The organism is Dactylosporangium cerinum, assembly GCF_042653625.1.
GTDB lineage: Bacteria > Actinomycetota > Actinomycetes > Mycobacteriales > Micromonosporaceae > Dactylosporangium > Dactylosporangium cerinum.
Window position 1 is genome coordinate 79,102 of sequence record NZ_JBHSIU010000028.1, and the last position, 21,879, is coordinate 100,980.

Below are 21,879 nucleotides of genomic sequence, written 5' to 3' on the forward strand. Positions count from 1 at the left end.
CCCGACCAGCCACCCCGCCCTTCGTCCGCCCATCACCCTCTTGTCACCCAATTTCCTGTGATCACGACCATACCGTGCGTGACCCGTTCGGTGAACGATGCGCGCCGGGGTCAGCGGGCGGGGCCGCCGGTGAGTTGGAGTTCGACTGGGGTGGGGGACAGGTGGGCCCAGCGGACGGTGCGGCGGCTGACGACGATGCCGAGCATCTCCGGGGGGATGCGGGTGAGCCAGGACGCTGACTCGGTCAGTCCGAGGACCTCGGTGGCGACGGTGGCCTCGGCTGGGGTCAGTGGCTGGAGGAGGACGAGGTCGGCGCGGGTCAGGAGGTCGGCGTCGGCGGCGGTGAGGTCGTCGCGGACGAGCAGGGTGGCGCGCCAGGCGGCCTCGGTGACGGCGGGAGAGCGGCCGTCGGCGGGGCCGGTGTCGATGACCAGCAGCTGGGGGTCGGTGGCGGTGGGCGGAGATGGGTCGAGGGGTTGGTCGGCTGGGAGCAGGGTGATCGGCTCGCCGCCGAGGCCGCGCAGGAACGGGGACCATGCGTCGGGGCGGGTCGACCGGACGGTGACGTGTGCGCCGAGGGCGAGGGCGCGCAGGGTCAGCATCTCGGCGCAGCGCAGGCCGCCGATGAGCACCGCTCGGGTCGGCTCGGCGCGGAACGGGCGGATCACGACCGGGGTGCCGTGCCGGTTGACGCCGAGCATCAGGCCGGCGCCGCCGGCCGTGGGCTCGAGCGAGGCGAGGTGGGCGGCGGTGACCTGCGCGGCGGTGGTGCCGTCGAGGGTGAGGTCGTCGCGGCCGGTGAGGAGCCCGGCCAGCGCGGCGGTGTCGGCCGGTGCGCCGCCGCCGAGGGGCAGCGTGGCGGCGAGGGCGTCGAGCTGGGCGCTGTCGAGGCGGGTGACCTCGGCGCCCAGGGCGGTGACGACCCGGTCCAGCGCCGCGGTGGCCTGGTCGAGCGCCAACGGCGTGGGGGCGGCGAGGCGGATGGTCAGCTCTGCGCGGCAGGTCTCCTCGTCACCGGTCGCGGTGAGGGCGATCGTCACGGCCGAGCAGGGCAGGACCAGCAGCCGGTCGGCGAGCGGTCCGTCCCGGGGCCAGCGGCGCAGCCGGAACACCGCCTGCTGCAGCCCGCCGACCTCCAGGCCGTGGCGGGTCACGCGGATCGGGCGGTCGGGGCGGTGCCGGGCGGCCTCGGTCAGTGCGGCCATGGCCGACGGTGGCGACAGCGGGCGGGCCGGCAGGCCGGCCTTGCCGAGCAGGCGGCAGGCGCGGCGGATCGCGGCCGCGAGGCTGCGCTCCAGATCCTCGCGCTGGTAACCGCCGGCACGACGGATCCGGAGGCTGAGCAGCACCTGCCGGTGTGCGAGGACCAGGCCGTCGGTGAGCTGCCGGTAGGAGGTGGCGGACGCCGTCGCGGCGGCGCCCGGGCCGGGGGCGACGGTGGCGCTGACCAGCAGCTGGATCCGGACCTCCGGCAGGTCCGGGGCGGGAGTCGGCAACAGCGCACTCAACGGGGGCAGCGGCGGCGGGGCGTCGCCGAGCAGGTCGCTCAGGTCGCCGACCTGGATGGTCGCGGTGAGTCCGTCGGCGTCCTCGAACACGCCGACGTCCACGCCGTCGATGTCGACCGACGTCATGACGGCGCCGGGTCGGACCGCCGCGAGCAGTGTGTCGCCCGCCGGCCGCGACCCTCGTCGTCGGGGCGGCCGGATCTGCAGCGCCAACGGCATGGCGGCGGCCAGTGCCCACGCCGGATGCACCGACCACGCCACGATCAACAATGCCATCGCGACCTGCGCCAGCATGATGCGCACAGCCCTGCTCATATCGCCCCCCGCCTATGCGACTTGGGGAATATCGTAGGGCGCCGGTGTGACAGTTTTGGAGGCCAGCATGGCGTCGCGGCAGGACCAGCTGCATTCGTACCAGTTCATGGTGCAACGGGTCGTCGCCGCTCTCGTCATGCGCGACACGGATCCGCCGAGATCGCCGTTTCGGCGGGTAGCAGGCGCGACGCTCGTCGGCGTCCTCCTCGCCGCGCTCGGAGTCGGCGGAGCGGCGGCATATGCCTTGGTGGTGCCGGGCACCTCCGACAAATGGCGCAATGACCAGGCGATCATTGTGGAGAAGGAGTCCGGGGCGCTTTTCGTGTACCGCGACGACCGCCTCCACCCCGTCCTCAATCACGCGTCCGCGCTGCTCATCCTCAACCAGCCCGGCGCGAAGACGATCTCGGTCGCCCGGAAGGCCCTGGCCGAGGCGCCCCGCGGAGCGACGCTGGGCATTCCGGGCGCGCCCGCCTCCCTGCCGGTCGCGAGCCGCCTCCATCGCGAGCCATGGACAATCTGCGATAACAAGCAAGAAACCACGCTTTTCCTGACACCCCACACCAACGGCGGCGAGCTCGGCGAACGCGGGCTCCTCGTCATCAGCCCCACGCAGGCCCTGTACCTGCTGGTCAACGGCCGCAAGCACCTCATCCGCCAGCCCGGCGCGGTGCTGCCCGCGCTGGTCTGGTCCGGCCGGCCCCAGCTCGCGGTCGCGCAGGCGCTGCTCAACGCGGTCCGGTCCGGCGCCGACCTGGTCACTCCGGCGGTCGCCGACCGTGGCCGCAAGGTGGACCAGAAGGTCGTCGGTCAGCTGTTCGGAGTCCGCAGCGGGGACCGGGTCGACGCCTTCGTGATGACCGGCGAGGGGCTCGCCTCCGTCACGCCGTTGCAGGCCGCGTTGCTGCTCGCGGCGCCGGAGACCGCCGCCGTGCAGGGCCGTGGCGAACTGCTGCCGTTGACACCGGGCGAGCTCGCCGTGCTCGTCCAGGACCGGCAGGTCCGCCCCTTCCCGTCCGGTGCGGACCTGCCCGGTGTGGTGCCTGAGATTCTCGTGAATGACGTTGGCTCCGTGTGTACCACCAGCGCAAACGTCATCTCGACCAGCAATTCGATGCCCGAGACGCCGGGTGCGATCCGGACCTCGTCGGCGTCACCGGCGGGCACCGTCCTGGCGGACCGGATCGTGGTGGCGCCGGGCGGTGGCGCGCTCGTGCGCACCGACACCGGCAACCTCACCCTCGTCACCGACCTCGGCCGGCGGCACGCGCTCCCGGTCGCCGGCGTCCTGTCCGGCCTCGGCTACCAGGGCGTCGAGCCGGTGACGGTGCCGGGCGAGTTCGTCGGGCTGCTCCCGGCCGGGCCGGCGCTCGACCCGGAGCTCGCGACCCACCTTCAATAGTTCGTGAGCACCAGGTCCGAGCTCGCCCTGGCCGCCGACCGCAGGTTGATGTCGCGGCGGGTCGCCATCGTCGTCGCGGTGAAGTCGCCGTAGATGCGGCGCGTCGCGTCGGTGTCGCTGTTGGTCATGGTGATCAGGACCCCGCGTCCCGTGGCGTCGCGCATCGCGGCGGCGAGCCGCTCGTGGTCGGTGTCGCGGAACTGGCCGGCGGTATACCGCTTGAAGTCCGCGAACCCACCCTCGGGCAGGTACGGCGGATCCAGAAACACCCAGTCCCCGGCCGCCGCCTCGCGCAACGGCTCCTCGAAGTCGCAGCGCCGCAGCTCCACCCCGGCGAGCGCCGCCGACGCCGCCAGGAACGTCTCGCGGCGATAGTACGGCCGGTCATACGCACCGTACGGCGTGTTGAACCCGCCCCGCCGGTTGACCCGCCACAGGCCACGGAACGCGGTCTTGTTCAGGTAGATGACCCGGGCGGCGCGCTCGACGTCGGTCAGCGCGCCCGGATCCTGCGCGCGGATCTCGGCGAACCGTTCGGCGGTGTTGGGCAGTGCGTCGAGCCGCTCCATGACGGCCTCGGGCTGCGTGGCCACGGCGCGGAAACAGGCGACGAGCTCGGGATTGGCGTCCGACAGGACCGCCTTGACCGGCCGCAATTCGAAGAACACCGCGGCGCTGCCCATGAACGGCTCCCAATAGCAGCCGGTGAACGGTGGCGCCGCGGCCACCAGTTGCGCCGCATAGCGGGTCTTCCCGCCGGCCCACTTGATGAACGACCGGCCATCCGCCACGCGGTACATCGTAAAGGAAGGGCGAAATGCCGGAAGTTATCCACAGGGAGGAATTACGTCTGGTTATCGATCGGTGACGGCCGATACCGTCGGCAGGTCCGCGACACGAGAGACGGGGTGAGCACCGTGGCACAGACGACCCAGGCGCAGCAGGCCGAGCTGCATTCGGCCGCACAACGGTTCGAGCAGGTCAACGGCGAGCTGCAGAGCATGCTCAGCACGCTGATGCGCGAGCTGGAGACGACGAGGACCGGCTGGCAGGGCGCGGGCGGCCGGTCCTTCGACACGGTCAAGCACGCGTGGAACCGCGACCAGCAGACGCTCAACAAGAACCTGCTGGAGACGGCCGAGGGCCTCAGATCCGCCGGCCGCAACTATCAGACCACCGATGCCGACGCCGGAGCCCGCCTCAGGGGCATCGGCACCCAGCACCTGCCGCTCTGAGCCGGACGGGAGACATTCATGGACGACACACTGGTGGTCAACTTCGCCGCCATGGACCACGCCGGCCATTCCATCCAGAGCGCGCTCAACACGCTCAACGCCCGGCTGGAGGAGGTCACCCAGCTCGGCCGGCGGCTGACCGCAGGATGGCAGGGCGAGTCGCGGGAAGCGTATGCGGCCCGCCAGGCCAACTGGGAACGCGCCGGCAATGACCTGGCCGCGACGCTGCGGGAGATCAAGGTCGCGTTGGACGAGTCGATGCGGCGCTACCTGGAGACCGAGCAGCGCAACAGGAACCTGTTCCCGCAGGGCTGAGCCGGCGGGACGGCCCGGTCCGCGACACGTTCGCGGACCGGGCCTTCGGCGTGCCGCCGGCCGGGTCGGCGCCGCACGTCGCCGAACAACGCTCAGCGGCGCCAGGGTGCCTGCCGGGTGGGCGGCGCACGTCGTTGGTGGCGCTCAGCGGTCCCGAGCGCGTGCTGCTCGGTGGCGCGGGCGGGTGTTGGTCAGCAGCGCGGGCCGGGTGTCGCACGGCGGCGCGGGCGGCGTGTTGCTCAAGGGTGCGGGTGGCGTGTTGTTCAGCGGTGCGGGCCGCCGAACGCTGGCGCGGTCCGGTCGCCCGAGGTCGCGTCCTGGGGGTCGGGCAGGTGCCGGACGCCGGGATGCCAGCCACGCCGCCTTCCGCGCGGTAGCACGACCGTGACCAGCAGCATCAGCGCGGCCAGCCCGACGCCCAGCCCGGCCAGCAGCAGGGTGTGGTCCCGCGCGGCGATCCGCTGCGCCGCCCGTGGGTCCTGCGCGACCGGGGCGAGGACGTGCCCGGCCGGATCGGGAGCCGCTCCGGTCTCCTCCGTCAGCGCGCGATAGGGGTTGAGGACGCCCGCGCCGAAGCCCGGACCGGCCACGCCACCATCGGCGGTTGCCGTCAGCCGCGCCGCGATCTGTGCTGCGGTCATTTCCGGTCGGTACTGGCGGAGCAACGCCGCGGCGGCAGCGACGTACGGGGCGGCGAAGCTCGTGCCGTCCACGGTCGTCAGCCCCTGCGGTGTGGCGGTCGTCACCACCTGGCCGCCCGGCGCGACGAGATCCACGAACGGGCCGGTCTGCGACCCTGGCAGCCGCTGCCCGTCCGGGCCGATGGCGCCGACGCCGATGACCCCGTCGTACGCCGCGGGGTACGGCGTCCGGTTCCCCTCCGCGAAGCGGTTCCCGGCGGCGGCGACCAGCACCACGTCCCGTGCCACCGCGAACCGGACCGCCTCGCGCACGTCGGCGCTGTCCTGGTACGACACCAGCGACAGGTTGATCACCCCGGCGCCGCGCTCGACGGCGGCCCGGATCGCCGCCGCGACCCCGGCAGGCGTGCCGCGGCGCCCGGCGGTCGTGCCGTCCTCCAGCTCGACCAGTTCGCTCACCCGCAGTGCCAGGATCGTGGCGCCCGGTGCGAGTCCCTGCAGCGACGAGCCCGCGACCGGCCGGGCCGCGATGATGCCGGCGACTCCGGTGCCGTGCCCCACGCAGTCGATCAGCGAACCGTCGCCGTCGAGCTGGTCGGGCCCGGCGCGCACCGCGCCTCGCAGCTGCGGATGCCGGCCGTCGACCCCTGAGTCGAGGACCGCGACGGTGATGCCAGTGCCGTCGGCGAGAGGGGTGAGCTTGCGGTGGTCGTACACCTGCGAAGGCCAGGACACACCGGTCGGTGCCGGCGCTGGCGGGCGGATCGGCGTGGGGCACCCGGGCGGAGCCTGTGCGGCGGCCGTCGGAGGTGCGACACCAAAGCCGACAATTACACATGAAAGCGTCAAAGTAGCCAGTCTGACCGGACGAGGCATGCGCAGATGGTAATTGTTCCACCCTCGGACGGTGACGCTCGTGAGACAGGCCTGGGTTCCGGGGCGGTTCCATCGCTATGCTGGCCGGAGCGCTTGCTGGGTCGCACCCCTCGGATTGCCGTGGCCGTATAGGTTAAGTTTCGCGAGCGCGGCGGTTCCGAGCCCGACAGAGGGGGTGGCCGTGAGCGAGTGGGAGCCGGCCACCGAGGCCGAAGGCGCCATGCGTGACGCCCTGCGCGCGAACGACCAGGAGCAGTATTTCCGCATCCTGGCCCGCACGGACATCATGCTGCCCATCGCGCCTGAGGGCGTGCAGAACGGTGACTCCGGCTGGGGCACCTGGACGACCGAGGGCCGCACGCATGTGCTGGCGTTCACGTCGCCCGAGGCGCTCCGCGAGTGCCTTGCCGGGCATCCCGGCACGCACCGGCGGGTGCCGTTCCGCGACCTCTCCAGCATCTGGCCCAATGTCGACTGGTGGCTCGCGGTCAACCCCGGCCTGCCGATCGAGGGCTACCTGCCGTCGTGGTTCGTGACCCAAATCACCCGCGGCGACGTCCGGCTGCCGGGCCGCACGCTCGGCGCCCGCGCCAGGATCGAGCAGGCCGCCGGTTCACGGGCCCGCGCGACGGCCCAGGTGCCGGTCCGCGGCGTGCCCAACCAGCCGGCGCCGACGCCGATCGAGCGCCACCGGATGAAGGCAGCCGAGTCCGCGCCACCGGCGCCTCCCGTGTCTGCGCCTCCAGCCCCTCCCGCGCCCCCGCCCGGGGGCCGGCCGGGCGCCTCCACAGTGCAGCGCTCGCCGTCGGGGCCGCCGGCGAAGCGGGACGTGCCGCCGCCTGACGTGGCGCCGCCCGGGGCGTTCCTGCCGACGCGGGCGGACCGTCCGATCAACTACGAGCGCACGACCGGCGCCGCGGGGTATGAGCGGCCCGCCGACTTCCGCCGTCCCCGGCCACCGGTCACCCCGGCCACGCCGCCGGCCGCCGCCGCGCCGCCGCCGGCAGTGCCTGGGCGGTCCGGGCTCTTCGACGAGTCGGATCGCAGCTCGCTGGACGTGCCGGGCGAGCGGGAGCTGTTCGGGGACCTGAAGCCCGACGTGCCTGGGCGTTCGCCGGGCTGGTCACCGGGTGCGGACACGCGTCCCGTGCCGCCGTCCAAGGCCGGCGCGTCCAGCCTGCCGCAGCGGCCGACGTCTCCCGCTCCAGGATCTTCTGGGTTGCCGCAGCGACCCGGTGCCGGTGAGCCCGGCCTGCCGCAGCGGCCCGGTGCCGGTGAGCCTGGGCTGCCGCAGCGGCCGACTTCGCCGGCCCCCGGTTCTGGTGGGTTGCCGCAGCGGCCGACCTCGCCGGCGGGTGGATCGCCCGGACTGCCGGCGCGGCCTTCGGCAGCCGGCGGGCTTCCCACGCGCGGCGCCGGTGCCGACGGCGAGCAGGATGACCACGAGGGCGACCCCCGTCGGTACTGGCCACGTCGCGAACCCGCGCGCAGTCTCGGCGAGATCTTCACCGAGCACGCCGACCCGGTGATCCCGGCCGCCTGGCAACCGCCGCCTACCCTGCCCGCTTCGGCAGCTCCGCCGCTGCCGACCCGCCAGCCGGGCGAGCGTCCCGACGCTGCGTTCCGCCCAGGCGAGGGCGGTGCCCTGCCGTCACGACCGGGCCCGTCCGACGCCGGCGGCTTCCCGTCCCGTCCGGGTGCCGGCGATGCGGGCGGCCTGCCGCCGCGGCCTGGTGCCGGTGGTGGCCTGCCGTCGCGGCCCAGCGGCGGCGACCAGGGTGCACTGCCGGGCCGGCCGAGCAGCTTTTCGTCGCGGCCCAGTGATCAGGGTGCGCTGCCGGGTCGGCCGAGCAGTCTGCCGGCGCGCCCACGCCCCGCCGATCCGTTGCCGTCGCGCGCCGAGGCGGGCGACGCCGGTGTGCTGGCATCGCGTCCCGGCCTGGTCGATCCCGGTGTGTTCGGTCCTGGCGCGTTCGGTCCTGGTGAGAACGGTGCGCAGCAGCCCGGTGCCCGAGAGGGTGGGGCGCCGCAGTCGGGTCCCGGCGGGTTCCTGGCGTCCGGCTGGGACCGGTCCGACGAGCCCGCCGCGTTCCGCGATGACACGTCCCGGCCCGGCGCCAGCGAACCCGGTCCGCGCCCCGGTGACCAGGGCGGCTTCCTGGCTGCCCCCGGCGACCCCGCGTCCCGCGGCGATGCGGCTTCCCGTGGCGACGTTCCGGCCCGTGGCGCTGCGGCGTATGGCGACCTTGCCGCGCTTGACGAGGGGCGTGGCGACCTCCCGGCCCGTGGCGACGCTCTGGCCCGTGGTGCTGCGGCTTATGGCGCGCTTGCGGCGCTTGGCGAGGAGCGTGGTGACGTTCCGGCCCGTGGCGCTGGGGGCTATGGAGACCTTGCGGCGCGGGGCGACGGTCCTGCGTGGGGCGACGGTGCTGCGCGGGGCGAGGCGGGGCATGGTGATCTTGCGGCGCGGGGTGCTGCGGTTTATGGCGACCTCGCGGCGCTTGGCGAGCCTGGAGTGCGGGGCGATGCTGCGGGGTGGGGCGAGGCTGCTGCGCGGGGCGAAGCTGTGGCGTGGGGCGTCGCGGCCCGTGGAGACGTTGCGGCGTGGGGCGATGCGGGGCGTGGCGACGCGGCCCGTGGTGACCTTGCGGCGCGGGGTGAGGCTGCTGCGCAGGGCGAGGCTGTGGCGTGGGGCGATGCGGGGCGTGGCGATGCGGGGCGTGGCGACGCGGCCCGTGGTGACCTTGCGGCCCGTGGTGAGGCTGCTGCGCAGGGCGAAGCTGTGGCGTGGGGCGATGCGGCGCGCGGCGACCTGGCGCGGAGCGAGGTTCTGGGCGATGCGCGGAGTGAGGCGCCGTCGTGGCGGACGCAGGCTGAGCCGCCGTTGCCGTTCGATCGGCCCGTGTTTGACCGGCCCGGGTTCAGCAGGCTGGACATCGAGGCACCCGAGGTTGATGAGCCGCCCACCGGTTCGGTCGAGGCGCCGGTCAATGAGCCCAGGTCGCTGTTCGGTCCGGTGAAGGGCAGGGCCAAGGCCGCTGGGTTCGGGCGGGTTCCTGACCTGGACGAGCATCCGTTCTTTGCCGACACCGAGCCGTCCGAGTTCGACGCGCCCGGGCGGGCGTTCGGGCAGCCGGAGCCTGCAGGAGAAGAGCCATCGCATGAGCCGGCCCCGTGGGGGCCGAGCGCGCTGGAGCACAGCGGCCGCGACCAGGTTGCGCGGGAGATCGCCGCTCAACAGGTAGCGCGGCAGCAGACTGCCCGGGAGCAGGCGGCGGACGAAGCCCGTGAGCAGGCCGCGCGAGAGCACGCGGCCCAGGCGCAGGCAGCCCGGGAGCAGGCCGCGCGCGACGAGGCCCGGCGGCTCGCGGCGCAGGAAGCCGACCGTGAAGCCGCGCGGGAGATCGCCGCGCAGGAGGCAGCTCGCGAGCTTGCCGCTCACGAGGCCGCCCGTGAGCTGGCCGCGCAGGAAGCCCGCGAACTTGCCGCCCAGGAAGCCCGCGAACTGGCGGCGAAGGAAGCTGCCCGTGAGCTGGCCGCGCAGGAAGCCCGCGAGCTCGCGGCGCAGGAGCTGGCCCGGGAACTGGCCGAGCAACAGGCCCGTGAGCTCGCTGAGCAGGAAGCCCGTGAGCTGGCCGCGCAGGAGGCCGCCGCTGAGCGGGCCGCCGCCGACCGGGCCGAGGCCGAGCGGGACCGCGCGGCGCTCGATCGGGCCGCCGAGCAACGGGCCGCGCTGAGCTGGCTGGCCCAGGAGCAGGATGCGGAGTCGGAGAGCGGCCAGGGCGCGTATGAGCCCTGGCGGCCGTCGGCCGGCGCGGCCGGGCTCGACCTGGCGGCGGAGCTGCGAGCGATCGAGGAACGGGCCGCGCAGGCGAAGGCGGCCGAAGAGCTCGCCGCCCGCGAGCTGGCCGAGCAGTTGCGGGCCATCGAGGAGCGCGTCGCTCGGTCCAGCGCCACCGGTAAGGCACAGTCGTGGGTCGAACGGGAGGACACCGAGTCCACTCAGGCGATCGGCGGGCCGGCGACCGGACGGGACGCCCCGGTGTCGTTCTTCAGTGGCGCGGAAGGCGCTGGGGGTACACCGGCGGCAAACGAGACAACAGCGGCTCCTTCGCAAGAAGTCAGGTCGTTCTTCGAGTCGGTGTATGAGCCCGAGGTCGTCGACGCGGAGGTCGTGGCGGCGCCCACAACGCCCATAACGCCCACAACGCCGGCAACGGCACCCGCGACGGTGCCCGTGAAGTCGGCGGCGGCGCAGGCGCGGGACTTCCGGCCGGCGAACACCGTGGAGCAGGACCTGTTCGATGCGGTGCAGGCCAACAGCACCGACCGGTTCCTGTCGACGCTGCTGCTGGCGAAGATCCTGGTGCCGGGGTGGTCCGGTGAGGGGCCGATCGACCCGGCGTCGTGGCGGACCGAGCACATGAACGGGCTGCCGCATCTGGTCGTGTTCACGTCGGCGGAGCGGCTGGCGGACCGGCTCGCGGACACACAGGCGAGCTGGATCAAGTTCACGCGGTTGATCCGGAACTGGCCGCCGGGGGACCAGCTGGCGTTCGCGGTGAATCCGGACTCGCCGATCGGGGCGGTGCTGCCGGGCACTGAGGTGGTCCAGCTCGCGACCTGGGCGGCGGAGCTGGGTCTCGGGGTCGACGAGCCCGAGGCGGCGCCGGCCGCCGCGGCCAAGCCGGCGCAGCAGCCGAGGCCGGCGTTCGAGCCGCAGGTGTCCAGCGGGCCGCTGTTGATGCAGAAGCCGATCTCGCCCGAGCAGCTGTCCTACTATCTGGAACGCGGGTACGACCGGGTGTCCGGGTTCGTGCACCGGGCCGGTGAGGTGGCGCACCTGCAGACGCCTGAGGAGCTGTATCAGGTGCTGGGTCTGGGGTACGCGGGTTCGTCGTTCAAGCCGGATGCCGAAGAGGCGTACGTGTTGCGCTGGAAGGCGTACCGCGGCGACCTGTACCGGATCCCATACGGTGGACCGAACCAGGCGGCGATGCGGGCGATGGAGGGCTGGGTCATCGAGCGCCCGCCGTTCCGGGGCAACGGGTTCGCGCCGAGCGACACCAGTGACGTGATCGCCGAGTTCAAGGTGGACAGTGCCCGGTTGCCGCATCACGCGGAGCTGTGGCGGCTGCGGCGCGACGGTCGTCAGGAGCTGATCGCCCGCCTCGACGCGGACGGGCCGGCGTGGCGGAAGGGCAAGGAGCTGTGATCCGCGACGGCTATGCGGCCCGCTGGCAGGGCGCGGAATACGAGGCAAGCCCCGACGGCGACAACGTCCGCCTGTACCGGCCGGATCCGAGCGAGGGCTTCGACGAGGTGCGGGCCGGCCGGTTCCGGCGGGTCGTGCCGCTGAGCGAGGTCGACTTCGCCTACGTGCGCACCACGTGCTTCTGGCGGGACGAGCCGTTCATCGTGCTCGGCGAGCACGACGGGTGGCTGCGGGTCGAGTACACGGGCGGCAAGTCGACCGTCGCCGCCGAGCTCGGCCTGGAGGAGTTCGACTACGGCGTCTACCAGGGTTGGGCGCCCCGCGCCGACGTCAGCGAGCTGCGCGAATACCGGGTCTAGCCGGTTTTGATCCAGCGCAGGATCTCGCCGGTGATCAGCTCGGGCTGCTCCTGGTGCGGGAAATGCCCGACATCCGGCAGGAGGCGCCACTCGTATTCCGCCTGCGCGTAGCGTCCCGAGCCCTGCGCGGTGCGGGGCAGGACGGCGGTGTCGAGCGCGCCGTGCAGCTGCAGCGTCGGCGCGGTGATCGGCGTCTGGAGTTGCTTGACGAAGCGGTACCCCTGTAGCCGCAACGCCGAGCGGGCGGCCCAGCGGTACGTCTCCAGTGCGCAGAACGCGGCCTGCGGGATGCGCATCGCCTCCCGGCAGCAACGCTCGTAGTCGCGGTATTCATCGGTGCCGACCCAGTCCGGGCCGCCCCACATCGCCATGTATTCGCCGACGAGCGCGGCGTTGTTCCTGGTGAGGATGTGCTCGAAGCGGGGCAGCTGGAACTTCAGCACTGGCCCGGCGGCGGCGAGCTGGCCGCGGGGGTCGGTGGCCAGCGCGGCGCGCAGCCGCAGCGGGTGGGCCGCGCCGAGCACGACCAGGCGGCGCACCAGCTTCGGGTGGAACGCCGCGGTGGCCCAGCCGATCATGCCGCCGTAGCCGGCGCCGACGAGGTGCGCGCTGCGCTCGCCCAGGGCGCGGATCAGGCCGGCGACGTCGCCCGCCATCGTGTACCCGTCGTAACCGCGTGGTGGCTTGTCGCTGGCGCCGTATCCGCGCAGGTCGACCGCGACGGCCCGGAAGCCCGCGTCGGCGATCGCGGTGAGCTGGTGGTGCCAGGCATACCAGAACTCGGGAAAACCGTGCAGGAACAGCACCAGCGGACCGGTGCCGGTTTCCACGACGTGGAACCTCGTGCCGTTGGCGCTGACGAAGCGGTGCGACCACGGCCCGTCGATCATGACGCACGTGTCGTCAACCGAGGGGTTCATGTGGCTCAGCGTAGGGCCCCGCGGCCAAGAACTCTGCCAGGCGACCGGCTGTGATCCGTAACGCCGAGGGTTCTCGGCAGGGGTCGGTCACGCTTAGCGTTCAGCGCATGAGCCTGCCGTTGCCGCTGGTCGAAGTCGAGGGTACGCCCGGTGAGTGTGGCGTCGCGTACGGTGTTGCCGCCCGATCCCTGATCGCCGCGAACACCGCGAACTATCTGGAGCGGTTCGCGGCGAATGGCCTGGATCGTCCGGCGGTCCGGCGCGCGGGGACCCTGTTCCGCGCCGCGTCCCGGCAGCACGCGCCGCGGATCGCGGAGATGCTGGACGGCGTCGCGGAGGGTGCCGGGGTGCCGATCGAGGAGATCTACGCGCTCAACGCGCGCACCGAACTGCTCTACGGCAACACCGAGTGCACCTCGATCGGCGTCCTGGACGCGCGGACGGCCTCGGGGCACACCATCCTCGGGCAGAACTGGGACTGGCACCCGGCGCAACGGCCGTACACGCTGCTGCTGGCCACCCGGGACGAGCGCGGATCGACGGTGCTCACGCTGACCGAGGCCGGCATGCTGGCCAAGACCGGGTTCAACGACGCGGGCCTGGGCGTCTGCGTCAACCTGCTCACCTGCGACCGCGACGGCCGGCCGGGCGGCGTGCCCTATCACGTGCTGCTCCGGGCCGTGCTCGAGCAGCGCGTGCTCGGCTCGGCACTGCGGGTCGCGTGCTCCACCCCACGCAGCGCGAGCATCAACATGTTGCTCGGCCAGGCATTTGCGGCGGGCGTACCGGGGGAGATCATCGATGTCGAGGTGGCTCCCGGTGATGTGGGTGTGCTGAACCCGGTCGACGGCGTGATTACGCACGCCAACCACTTCGAGGCGCTGCCGACCGTGCACGACACGCTGCGTGACTTCGGCAGCGCGTCGTTCTTCCGGAGCGCCCGGGCGCGCCGCCTGCTCGGGTCGGGTGTGCTTGCCGAGAAGGACCTGCAGTCGGTGCTGGCAGACCACGGTGGTTACCCGCAGTCCATCTGCCGGCACGACGCGGATGCGCTCACGGAGGAGGACCGGTCGGAGTCGCTCTATGCCGTCGTGCTGGACCTCGACGAGCGCCGGATGTCGATCGCCGCCGGGCCGCCGTGCCAAGCCGATACGTATCACGAGGTCCGACTTTCCGGACTTTTCTCCTGAGCTCTGTGGTGCAGGCCCACCTTAAATGTACCTGTGCTGATCGCGTTCCCATGACGGTCCGCAGCGATCTCTGAAACGGGTGTTTCAGCAGCTCAGCTCGGTTAAGTAGGGCACGTCCGCGGCGATCTTCACCCTGGGTCGCCGCAAGGCTCCTTAAGTCCTGGTCAGAACGCTTCATGCACGGGTTGTACCTGCTCTTGGCACCCACTAACTTCCGATCGACGCACGTGAGCCCCCACATCGTCGGAATCGGGATTTGTAGATGAACGAGCGAGACGTGCCGAGACGGCGCCCGGGACAGGGCCCTGACGGTAACTACGACCCGTACGCCGACTCGTACTACGAGTCCGGCTACGAGGACCAGACCGGCAGCGGTCGGCGCCCCCAGGGTGGCGTCGGCGGCCCGCGCGGCTACGACCGGCAGGCGATGCCCGCCGACCGTGGCGGCTCCGGCCCGCACTTCTACGATCCCGCGGCCCGTGGCTACGGCGGCGGCAACGGCCTGCCCGACATCGAGGACGAAGACTTCGATGACGAGGAGCCGTCGAACTGGCGCCGCCGCACGGCGATGATCGCCATCGGCGGTGGCGCGGCCGCCCTGATCGGTGGTGGCGCCTACGCCGTCACCCAGTTCTTCGGTGAAGGCACCGACCCGGCCAACACCGGCGCCGAGGCGCCCGTCGACACCGCCGCTCCCGCGTATGTCGACCAGAACCAGAGCCTGATGAACGGCCAGGCCGGCCTCGGCATCCGCAAGAACACGCCGACCAAGGGCAACTCGTTCGGCACGCCGGCCGACGCGGCCAAGAACGCCAAGGTCACCGCGAAGACCGTGCTGCCGACCAAGGACCCGGTCCGACACCTCGCCGGCCGCCTCACCTTCGGGCCGAACGCCAAGACGATCGCCGATATCAACAAGCTCGGCATCAACGCGTGGATCGCCAAGCAGCTCAAGCCCGAGACGATCCCGCTGACCCGGGGTGAGCAGAAGGCCGACGCCGAGCTCGTCACCTGGTCCATGACCTACGAGCAGCTCAAGACGCAGCGCGAGGACCTGGACAAGAAAGGCATCCAGGCGGACGAGCAGAACGTCCGGTACGCCATCGCCAAGCAGCTCTTCTCCGACCGCCAGCTCTTCGAGATGATGGTCGACTTCTTCGGCGACTACTTCCACGTCGCGGCCTTCCACGAGGGCAACGAGCTGACCCGCGCCTCGTTCGAGCGCGACGTCATCCGCAAGTACGCCCTCGGCAACTACGTGGACATGTTCGTGGCCGGCAACAAGCACTCGGCCCTGCTGAAGTACCTCGACCAGGACGAGTCGTCGAAGGACCAGATCAACGAGAACCTCGCCCGCGAGAACCTCGAGCTCTACACGGTCGGCGCGTTCAACGGGTACACCGAGACCGACGTCCGCCAGGCGGCCATGCTGCAGACCGGCCGCAGCGTCCGGGACAACCAGTACGTCTACCGCCCGGAGCAGCACTACGTCGGCCCGGTCAAGATCATGGGCTTCTCGCACCCGAACCCGACCGCGGAAGGTGGCGAGGCGGTCCAGGAGGCGTACTTCCGCTACCTGGCGCTGCACCCGAACACCGCCCGGTACATGGCGCAGAACCTCGCGACCCGGTTCGTCTCCGACGTCCCGCCGAAGTCGCTGGTCGATGCGATGGCCAAGACGTACCTGGAGAAGAAGAGCAACATCCCGGCCGTGCTCATGACCATGCTGAGCCGCACCGAGTTCTGGGAGTCCGTCGGCCAGAAGGTGCGCCGCCCCGCCGAGTACCTGACCGCCACGTACCGCGCGCTGGAGATCGGCGCCGACGCACCGGCCGGGTTCACGTCGAACAACATGAACCTCAGCCCGATGGTGCAGGGGCTCGGCGACATCAAGCGCAAGCTCGAGGAGTTCGGCCACGCCCCGATGGAGCTGCCGACCCCCAACGGCTACCCCGACGTCTACGTGGCGTGGACCTCCGCCGGCACGATGGTCAACCAGTGGAACGACGCCTACAACGCCATCACCGGCGGCCGGCGCCAGTTCACCTGGCCGAAGCCCGAAGCGATCATCGCCAGCCCGCCGGCCACCGCGGGTGCCTACCTCGACGCGCTGACGAAGAAGCTGATCAACGTCACGCTCGACAACGACCGTCGCATGGCGATCCTGCACATCGTCAGCCCGACGATGACGGCGGCCACGCCCGTCGACGCCACGTTCAACGGTGCGATCGCGTCCGTGGTCCGGGCCATCTTCGCCACTCCCCACCACCACCTTCGGTAAGTCGAGGCATACCAATGGAGAAGACAGTGCGCGCACAACACCCGTCACTGCACCCTGAGTGCCCCGACCTGCTCAAGCTCGGCCCGAACCGCTTCGAGGCCGCGCTGCGCGCCGAGGCTGTCGCGGTCCAGGAGGAGCAGAAGGCGACCCGCGACGAGTACCTCGAGCTGGCCCGCCAGGAGGACGAGCAGGACGAGGGCAAGGGCGTCACCCGCCGGCGGTTCTTCGTCGGCGCGGCGGCCACCACGACCGCGCTCGCCACCAGCCAGTTCCTGACCACCCAGGCGTCCTTCGGGGCCACCCCGACGGGCACGCTCATCCACGTGTTCCTGTACGGCGGCGCCGACGGGCTTTCGCTCTTCGCCCCGATGAACGACGCCGTGCTGAACCGGGTCCGGCCCAGCTTCACGCTGCCGGAGAACGGCTCGATCGCCCTCGAGCGCGGGTTCGGCCTCAACCAGTCGTTCACGCCGCTGAAGAAGTACCTGGACGCGGGCCAGCTGGCCTTCATCCCGGCCGTCAGTGACCGGCGCCTCGACCGCAGCCACTTCGCCGCGACCGACATCTGCCAGCTCGGCGGCCTCCCCGCCGAGACCGGCGGCATGGGCTGGCTCACCAACCTCGCCGACAAGCTCGGACCCGGCACCGCCTTCCGCGCCATCGGCATCGGCTCGACCCTGCCCCGCTCCCTCGTCGGCGGCGGCGGCGCGCTCGCGCTGAACAACGTCGCCTCCCTGAACGTGAACGGCGACGGCAAGTACAAGCAGCCGACGGTCGAAGCGATCCAGAAGCTCTTCACCGGCACCAACCACCCGATCGAGGCTCCGGTGAAGGCCGGCATCGACGCGCTGACCCTGGCCTCGACGCTGGCCCAGAAGGGCTACACGCCGGCCGAGGGCGTCAAGTACGCCGGTGTCGGCAACGCCTTCAAGGAGCTCGCCCAGCTCATCAAGGGCGGCGCCAACGTCCGCATCGCCACCATCGGCATGGGCGGCTGGGACACCCACGAGAACCAGGGCACCCGCGGCGGCTACGTGGCTCAGCACTTCGGTGAGCTCGCCTCCGGCATGGCCGCCTTCTTCGACGACCTGGGCGACCTGGCCGGCAACGTCACCGTCATGGTCTCGACCGAGTTCGGCCGGCGCGTCGCGGAGAACGGCGGCGGCACCGACCACGGCAAGGGCGGCGGCGTCATCGTCCTGTCGGGCAAGAAGCTCGCCGGCAAGCTCATCGGCACCTGGAACGGCACCGCCACCCTCGTCAACGGCGACCTGCCGGAAATGAACAACATGTTCAGCGTGTTCGGATCGGTGGCACAGGGCCGGTTCGGCCTGACGGATGCCGAGGTCGGGCAGATCTTCCCCCGCCAGACCTACACGCCGGTCAAGATTTACGCGTAGCTCCACCTACGCGTGCATAGGGGCGGTCCCGGTCCCGGGGACCGCCCCTTTCCTCATGCCTGCCCAACCTCGATCCCGCCGGCACGCGATCCTGGACCGTGTTTCGCGCTTGCCTTGCCCTTCGGAGTGGACTTCGATCAAGCCGCGGCGGCGCCGATGTCGGAGTGGATCCGGCAAAAGGGGTGAAACGAGGTCGGGTTGGCCGGCGGTGCTTCAAGGTCTTCCCGATCGTGGGATGGGCGCTGAACCCTCCGGGCCTGAGGCCGGGTGGTGCCAAAATGCCGCCGCACTCACCGGGCGATTCCGCAGGCGGGCATCGAACCAGTCGCCCCGAAGTGATCGGCCAGCGATCCTGCGGGGTTGGTCAACGACGGCCTGGCGGTGTCTGGCCGCGCGCCCGCATGGTGGTGTCCGCTTGTAGGTAGGAGCGGGCGGCGTCGTTCCTGACTGTCTTGGTGATGTCCGCCCGCATGTCGATGTGGGCGATGTCCGACCCCTGGCCCGCCTCCCGCTCCGCGCGACCCACATCTCTGGCTGCAAGCCAGCCTGGTGGTGTCTGGCCGCGCGCCCGCATGGTGGTGTCCGCTTGTAGGTAGGAGCGGCCGGCGTTGGTTCGTGAATGGCCCGGTGGTGCCCGCCCGCATGTCGATGTGGACGATGTCCGACCCCTGGCCCGCCTCGCGCTCCGCGCGACCCACATCTCTGGCTGCACGCCCGCATGGTGGTGTCCGCATGTAGGCAGGAGCGGCTGGCGTTGGCTCGTGAATGGCCCGGTGGTGCCCGCCCGCACGTCGATGTGGACGATGTCCGACTCCGGCCCGCCCGGTGTCCAGCTGCGTGCTGGCCTGGTGTCCGCTTCCACGTCGGAGCGGGGCGGTGCCCCGACTCCGGCCCGGGTCTGGCTGCACACCAGCCTGATGGTGCCTGTTCGTAGACAGGAGCGGGCGGTGTCGGTTCCTGACTGGCCTGGTGATGTCCGCCAGCGCGTCGATGTGGGCGATGTGCGACCCGGCCCGCCCGGTGTTCAGCTGCGTGCTGGCCTGGTGTCTGCTTCCACCTCGGAGCAGGCGTGTCCCGACTTCTGCCACATGCCGGCCTGATGGTGTCCGCTCCAAGTCGGAGCGGGCGGTGTCCGACCTCCTTAGGGCCGACGGGTGTTCCGATCCACTCGCCAGCGGTGTCTATCTCGCCCCGGGCCGGCGGGAGTGCCGTCGGCCCGGGGGTGCGAGATGTGGTGCCGTCAGTCCTCCGACTTGCCGGACTGCAGGCCTGAGGAGATCAGGTCCATGACCGTCGAGTCCTGCAGGGTGGTGACGTCGCCGAGGCTGCGGTTCTCGGCGACGTCGCGCAGCAGGCGACGCATGATCTTCCCGGAACGGGTCTTCGGGAGCTCCGGGACGAGCATGATCTGGCGGGGCTTGGCGATCGGGCCCAGGGTCTTCGCGACGTGGTTGCGGAGTTCCTGGATGAGGGCCTCGCCGGCCTCGCCATCGGTCTCGACGCCGCCGCGCGGGATGGTGAACGCGACGATTGCCTGGCCGGTGGTCGGGTCGGTGGCGCCGACGACGGCGGCCTCGGCGACCTTCGGGTGGCTGACGAGGGCGGACTCGACCTCGGTGGTGGAGATGTTGTGCCCCGAGACGAGCATGACGTCATCGACGCGGCCCAGGAGCCACAGGTCGCCGTCGGCGTCCTTCTTGGCGCCGTCGCCGGCGAAATACATGTCCTGGAAGCGGGACCAGTACGTCTCCTTGAACCGCTCGTCGTCGCCCCAGATGGTGCGCAGCATCGACGGCCAGGGCTCGCGGAGGACCAGGTAGCCACCGCCGCCGTCGGGGACGGACTGGGCCTGGTCGTCGACGACGTCGGCGGAGATGCCCGGCAGGGGGCGCATGGCGCTGCCCGGCTTGGCGGCGGTGACGCCCGGCAGCGGGGAGATCATGATGGCGCCGGTCTCGGTCTGCCACCAGGTGTCGACGATGGGGCAGCGGTCGCCGCCGATGTGTTCCCGATACCACATCCAGGCTTCGGGGTTGATCGGCTCGCCGACGGAGCCCAGCAGGCGCAGCGACGAGAGGTCGAAGCCGGCGGGGATGTCGTCGCCCCACTTCATGAACGTGCGGATCGCGGTCGGGGCCGTGTACAGAATGGTGATCTTGTACTTCTGGATGAGCTCCCAGAAGCGGCCGCGGTGCGGGGTGTCGGGCGTGCCCTCATACATGACCTGGGTGGCGCCGTTGGACAGCGGACCGTAGACGATGTAGCTGTGGCCGGTCACCCAGCCGATGTCGGCGGTGCACCAATACACGTCGCTGTCGGGCTTCAGGTCGAACACCGCGTTGTGCGTGTAGCTCGCCTGGGTCAGGTAGCCACCGGTGGTGTGCAGGATGCCCTTGGGCTTCGCGGTGGTGCCGGACGTGTACAGGATGAACAGCGGGTGCTCGGCATCGAACGGCTGCGCCGCGTGCTCGGCGGAGGCGGTCTCCACGACCTCGTGCCACCACAGGTCGCGGCTGTCGTCCCAGTCGACGTCCTGGCCGGTGCGGCGCACCACGAGCACCTTCTCGATGCTGGGCGACTTGGCCGCGGCCTCGTCGACGATCGCCTTGAGCCCGCTGGGCTTGCCCCGGCGGAAGCCGCCGTCGGCGGTGATGACGACCTTGGCGCTGGCGTCGTCCACGCGGCCGCTGAGCGCGTCGGCGGAGAAGCCGCCGAAGACCACGCTGTGGGTCGCGCCGATGCGCGCGCAGGCGAGCATGGCGACGGCCGCCTCGGGGATCATCGGCAGGTAGATCGCGACCCGGTCGCCGGCCGTGACGCCCAGGTCGGTCAGCGCGTTGGCGGCCTGGCACACCGAGCGGTGCAGGTCGGCATACGTGATGGTGCGGGTGTCGCCGGGCTCGCCCTCCCAGTGGATGGCGACCTTGTCGCCGCGGCCGGCTTCGATGTGCCGGTCAAGGCAGTTGTACGCCACGTTGAGCTGACCGCCCACGAACCACTTCGCGAACGGCGGGTTGGTCCAGTCAAGCACCTGGTCCCATTCCTTGGCCCAGCTCAGCCGGTGGGCCTGGCGCTCCCAGAACGCGAGCCGGTCCTGCCTGGCCTCGGCATAGGCACCCTCCGTCACGTTGGCGGCGGCGGCGAACTCGGCAGACGGCGGGAACTGCCGTGTCTCGTTGAGAAGGTTTTCCAAGGTCTCGCTCATCGGTGATGGCTCCTCGATGTGGTCCAGCTCTCGCAAGCAGGCTAGTTGGGGGGTGTGACAGTTTGCGAGTCTTCTGCGCTGAGTGGCGCCTGTGGAGCGCCGGGCTCTTCTGTAAGTATTGTTACCAGTAGGGGCACGATACCGTTTGCCCGTGCAGGTTGACCCACTCGCTCCACTCCTTGAACTCGCCGATGTCCGGCCCGCCTTCGACGCCGCCCGTGCCGCCGTCGACGCCGCGATGCGCCACCGCGCCCTGCGCCGCTCGGGCGGGCCCGTGGCCGCCGAGGTGGCGCTGCGTTCGTCCGTCGCCAGTGCGGCGCTGGACACGCACGGGTTCGACCTGGAAGGGGTGCGGGCGGGGGTCGTGACCGACCCGGTCGTCCAGGGTGCGTTGCGGGCGACCGCCGCCCTCGACGGTCTGACCGGCACATGGGCCAAGGCGCCCCGCCAGGTGCTCGCCAGGCTCCACACCCTGATCGCGCGCGACGTCGTGCCCGAGGCGTGGCTCGGCCGCCCCGTCAAGCCGGAGTCCGTGCCGCGGTTGGACGCGCTGTCCGCGCTCGTCACGGGCGGGACCAGGGTCCCGGTGCTGGTGCAGGCGGCAGTCGTACACGGGGAGCTTCTGGCTTTGAAGGCTTTTGAGGGTCCGAACGGAGTGGTGGCGCGTGCCGCGGCGCGGTTGACGCTGATCGGTGGCGGGTTGGACCCTCGAGGCCTGCTGGCGATGGATGTCGGCCACCGCAGCCGCGAGCCCGAGTATGTGGGCGCGGCCAACGCCTTCGCGACCGGCACGCCGGACGGGCTGCGCTCGTGGCTGCGGCACTATGCGAGCGCGGCCGAGCGTGCGGCGGAGGAACTGGTGGACATCTGCGAGAGCGCCGCCTACGCACAGTGAACGGCGCCTCGACTAGAGGCGCCGTCACACACGTCCTACCGGGTTACCATGCGTGCACTTTGCGTTCGTTGTCGGCGGTCCTTGCGGTGCCGCCGCAACGTGCCTACCGCGGCTGATCGCTC

14 protein-coding genes are annotated in these 21,879 nt (G+C 71.6%); 9 read left to right on the plus strand and 5 right to left on the minus strand.

Annotated elements, in window-relative coordinates; genetic code table 11:
• Positions 1–110: 110 nt before the first annotated feature.
• Complete coding sequence (locus tag ACFPIJ_RS23185; protein ID WP_380117272.1) at positions 111–1,823, minus strand: type VII secretion protein EccE; 1,713 nt, start codon at positions 1,821–1,823, stop codon at positions 111–113.
• A 67-nt stretch (positions 1,824–1,890) separates the two neighbouring features.
• Between ACFPIJ_RS23185 and eccB the strand changes: the two genes are divergently transcribed.
• Entirely contained in the window at positions 1,891–3,225 is a 1,335-nt protein-coding gene (gene eccB / locus ACFPIJ_RS23190; protein WP_380117273.1) for a type VII secretion protein EccB, read from the plus strand.
• Here eccB and ACFPIJ_RS23195 read toward each other — a convergent pair.
• Positions 3,219–4,016, minus strand: a complete 798-nt coding sequence (locus tag ACFPIJ_RS23195) for a DNA adenine methylase (RefSeq protein WP_380117274.1) — start codon at positions 4,014–4,016, stop codon at positions 3,219–3,221. The genes eccB and ACFPIJ_RS23195 overlap by 7 nt on opposite strands.
• A gap of 126 nt (positions 4,017–4,142) precedes the next feature.
• Between ACFPIJ_RS23195 and ACFPIJ_RS23200 the strand changes: the two genes are divergently transcribed.
• Both ACFPIJ_RS23200 and ACFPIJ_RS23205 read left to right on the plus strand, forming a co-directional pair.
• Positions 4,143–4,460 carry a WXG100 family type VII secretion target gene (locus tag ACFPIJ_RS23200; protein WP_380117275.1) on the plus strand — a complete coding sequence of 106 codons (318 nt, stop codon included), beginning with the start codon at positions 4,143–4,145 and terminating at the stop codon, positions 4,458–4,460.
• 18 nt (positions 4,461–4,478) lie between these two features.
• A complete protein-coding gene (locus tag ACFPIJ_RS23205) occupies positions 4,479–4,775 on the plus strand; it encodes a WXG100 family type VII secretion target (protein ID WP_380117276.1) in 297 nt (98 codons plus the stop codon).
• A 263-nt stretch (positions 4,776–5,038) separates the two neighbouring features.
• Here ACFPIJ_RS23205 and mycP read toward each other — a convergent pair whose 3' ends face one another.
• Positions 5,039–6,292 (minus strand): type VII secretion-associated serine protease mycosin, encoded by a 1,254-nt coding sequence (mycP, locus tag ACFPIJ_RS23210; RefSeq protein ID WP_380117277.1) that lies wholly within the window; start codon positions 6,290–6,292, stop codon positions 5,039–5,041.
• Positions 6,293–6,323: 31 nt separating this feature from the next.
• Here mycP and ACFPIJ_RS23215 point away from each other — a divergent pair, with 31 nt between their 5' ends.
• On the plus strand, positions 6,324–11,507 hold the full coding sequence (locus tag ACFPIJ_RS23215) for an SseB family protein (protein WP_380117278.1): 5,184 nt from the start codon (positions 6,324–6,326) through the stop codon (positions 11,505–11,507).
• Positions 11,504–11,866 carry a hypothetical protein gene (locus tag ACFPIJ_RS23220; protein WP_203849553.1) on the plus strand — a complete coding sequence of 121 codons (363 nt, stop codon included), beginning with the start codon at positions 11,504–11,506 and terminating at the stop codon, positions 11,864–11,866. The genes ACFPIJ_RS23215 and ACFPIJ_RS23220 overlap by 4 nt, the downstream gene beginning before the upstream one ends.
• On the opposite strand, the gene ACFPIJ_RS23225 is transcribed toward ACFPIJ_RS23220, so the two are convergent.
• The gene (locus tag ACFPIJ_RS23225; protein WP_380117279.1) at positions 11,863–12,786 is read right to left on the minus strand and encodes an alpha/beta fold hydrolase; all 924 of its coding nucleotides are present in this window, start codon (positions 12,784–12,786) and stop codon (positions 11,863–11,865) included. The genes ACFPIJ_RS23220 and ACFPIJ_RS23225 overlap by 4 nt on opposite strands.
• Before the next feature lie 107 nt (positions 12,787–12,893).
• Between ACFPIJ_RS23225 and ACFPIJ_RS23230 the strand changes: the two genes are divergently transcribed.
• The 3 genes from ACFPIJ_RS23230 to ACFPIJ_RS23240 all read left to right on the plus strand — a co-directional run bounded on the left by ACFPIJ_RS23230 (position 12,894) and on the right by ACFPIJ_RS23240 (position 17,657).
• Positions 12,894–13,976 carry a C45 family autoproteolytic acyltransferase/hydolase gene (locus tag ACFPIJ_RS23230; RefSeq protein WP_380117280.1) on the plus strand — a complete coding sequence of 361 codons (1,083 nt, stop codon included), beginning with the start codon at positions 12,894–12,896 and terminating at the stop codon, positions 13,974–13,976.
• 277 nt (positions 13,977–14,253) lie between these two features.
• Positions 14,254–16,257: a DUF1800 domain-containing protein gene (locus ACFPIJ_RS23235; RefSeq protein ID WP_380117281.1), complete on the plus strand. Its 2,004-nt coding sequence runs from the start codon at positions 14,254–14,256 to the stop codon at positions 16,255–16,257.
• 26 nt (positions 16,258–16,283) lie between these two features.
• On the plus strand, positions 16,284–17,657 hold the full coding sequence (locus ACFPIJ_RS23240) for a DUF1501 domain-containing protein (protein ID WP_380117282.1): 1,374 nt from the start codon (positions 16,284–16,286) through the stop codon (positions 17,655–17,657).
• Between the two features lie 1,240 nt (positions 17,658–18,897).
• On the opposite strand, the gene acs is transcribed toward ACFPIJ_RS23240, so the two are convergent.
• A complete protein-coding gene (gene acs / locus ACFPIJ_RS23245) occupies positions 18,898–20,862 on the minus strand; it encodes an acetate--CoA ligase (RefSeq protein WP_380117283.1) in 1,965 nt (654 codons plus the stop codon).
• 151 nt (positions 20,863–21,013) lie between these two features.
• Between acs and ACFPIJ_RS23250 the strand changes: the two genes are divergently transcribed.
• Positions 21,014–21,757 carry a Fic family protein gene (locus ACFPIJ_RS23250; protein WP_380117284.1) on the plus strand — a complete coding sequence of 248 codons (744 nt, stop codon included), beginning with the start codon at positions 21,014–21,016 and terminating at the stop codon, positions 21,755–21,757.
• Positions 21,758–21,879: the final 122 nt, after the last annotated feature.

What these genes read in the sequence shown, in the direction of transcription:
- mycP (WP_380117277.1), bottom strand. Translation starts at nt 6,292, where the DNA reads ATGCCTCGTCCGGTCAGACTGGCTACTTTGACGCTTTCATGTGTAATT.
- eccB (WP_380117273.1), top strand. Translation starts at nt 1,891, where the DNA reads ATGGCGTCGCGGCAGGACCAGCTGCATTCGTACCAGTTCATGGTGCAA.
- ACFPIJ_RS23225 (WP_380117279.1), bottom strand. Translation starts at nt 12,786, where the DNA reads ATGAACCCCTCGGTTGACGACACGTGCGTCATGATCGACGGGCCGTGG.
- ACFPIJ_RS23230 (WP_380117280.1), top strand. Translation starts at nt 12,894, where the DNA reads ATGAGCCTGCCGTTGCCGCTGGTCGAAGTCGAGGGTACGCCCGGTGAG.
- acs (WP_380117283.1), bottom strand. Translation starts at nt 20,862, where the DNA reads ATGAGCGAGACCTTGGAAAACCTTCTCAACGAGACACGGCAGTTCCCG.
- ACFPIJ_RS23205 (WP_380117276.1), top strand. Translation starts at nt 4,479, where the DNA reads ATGGACGACACACTGGTGGTCAACTTCGCCGCCATGGACCACGCCGGC.
- ACFPIJ_RS23185 (WP_380117272.1), bottom strand. Translation starts at nt 1,823, where the DNA reads ATGAGCAGGGCTGTGCGCATCATGCTGGCGCAGGTCGCGATGGCATTG.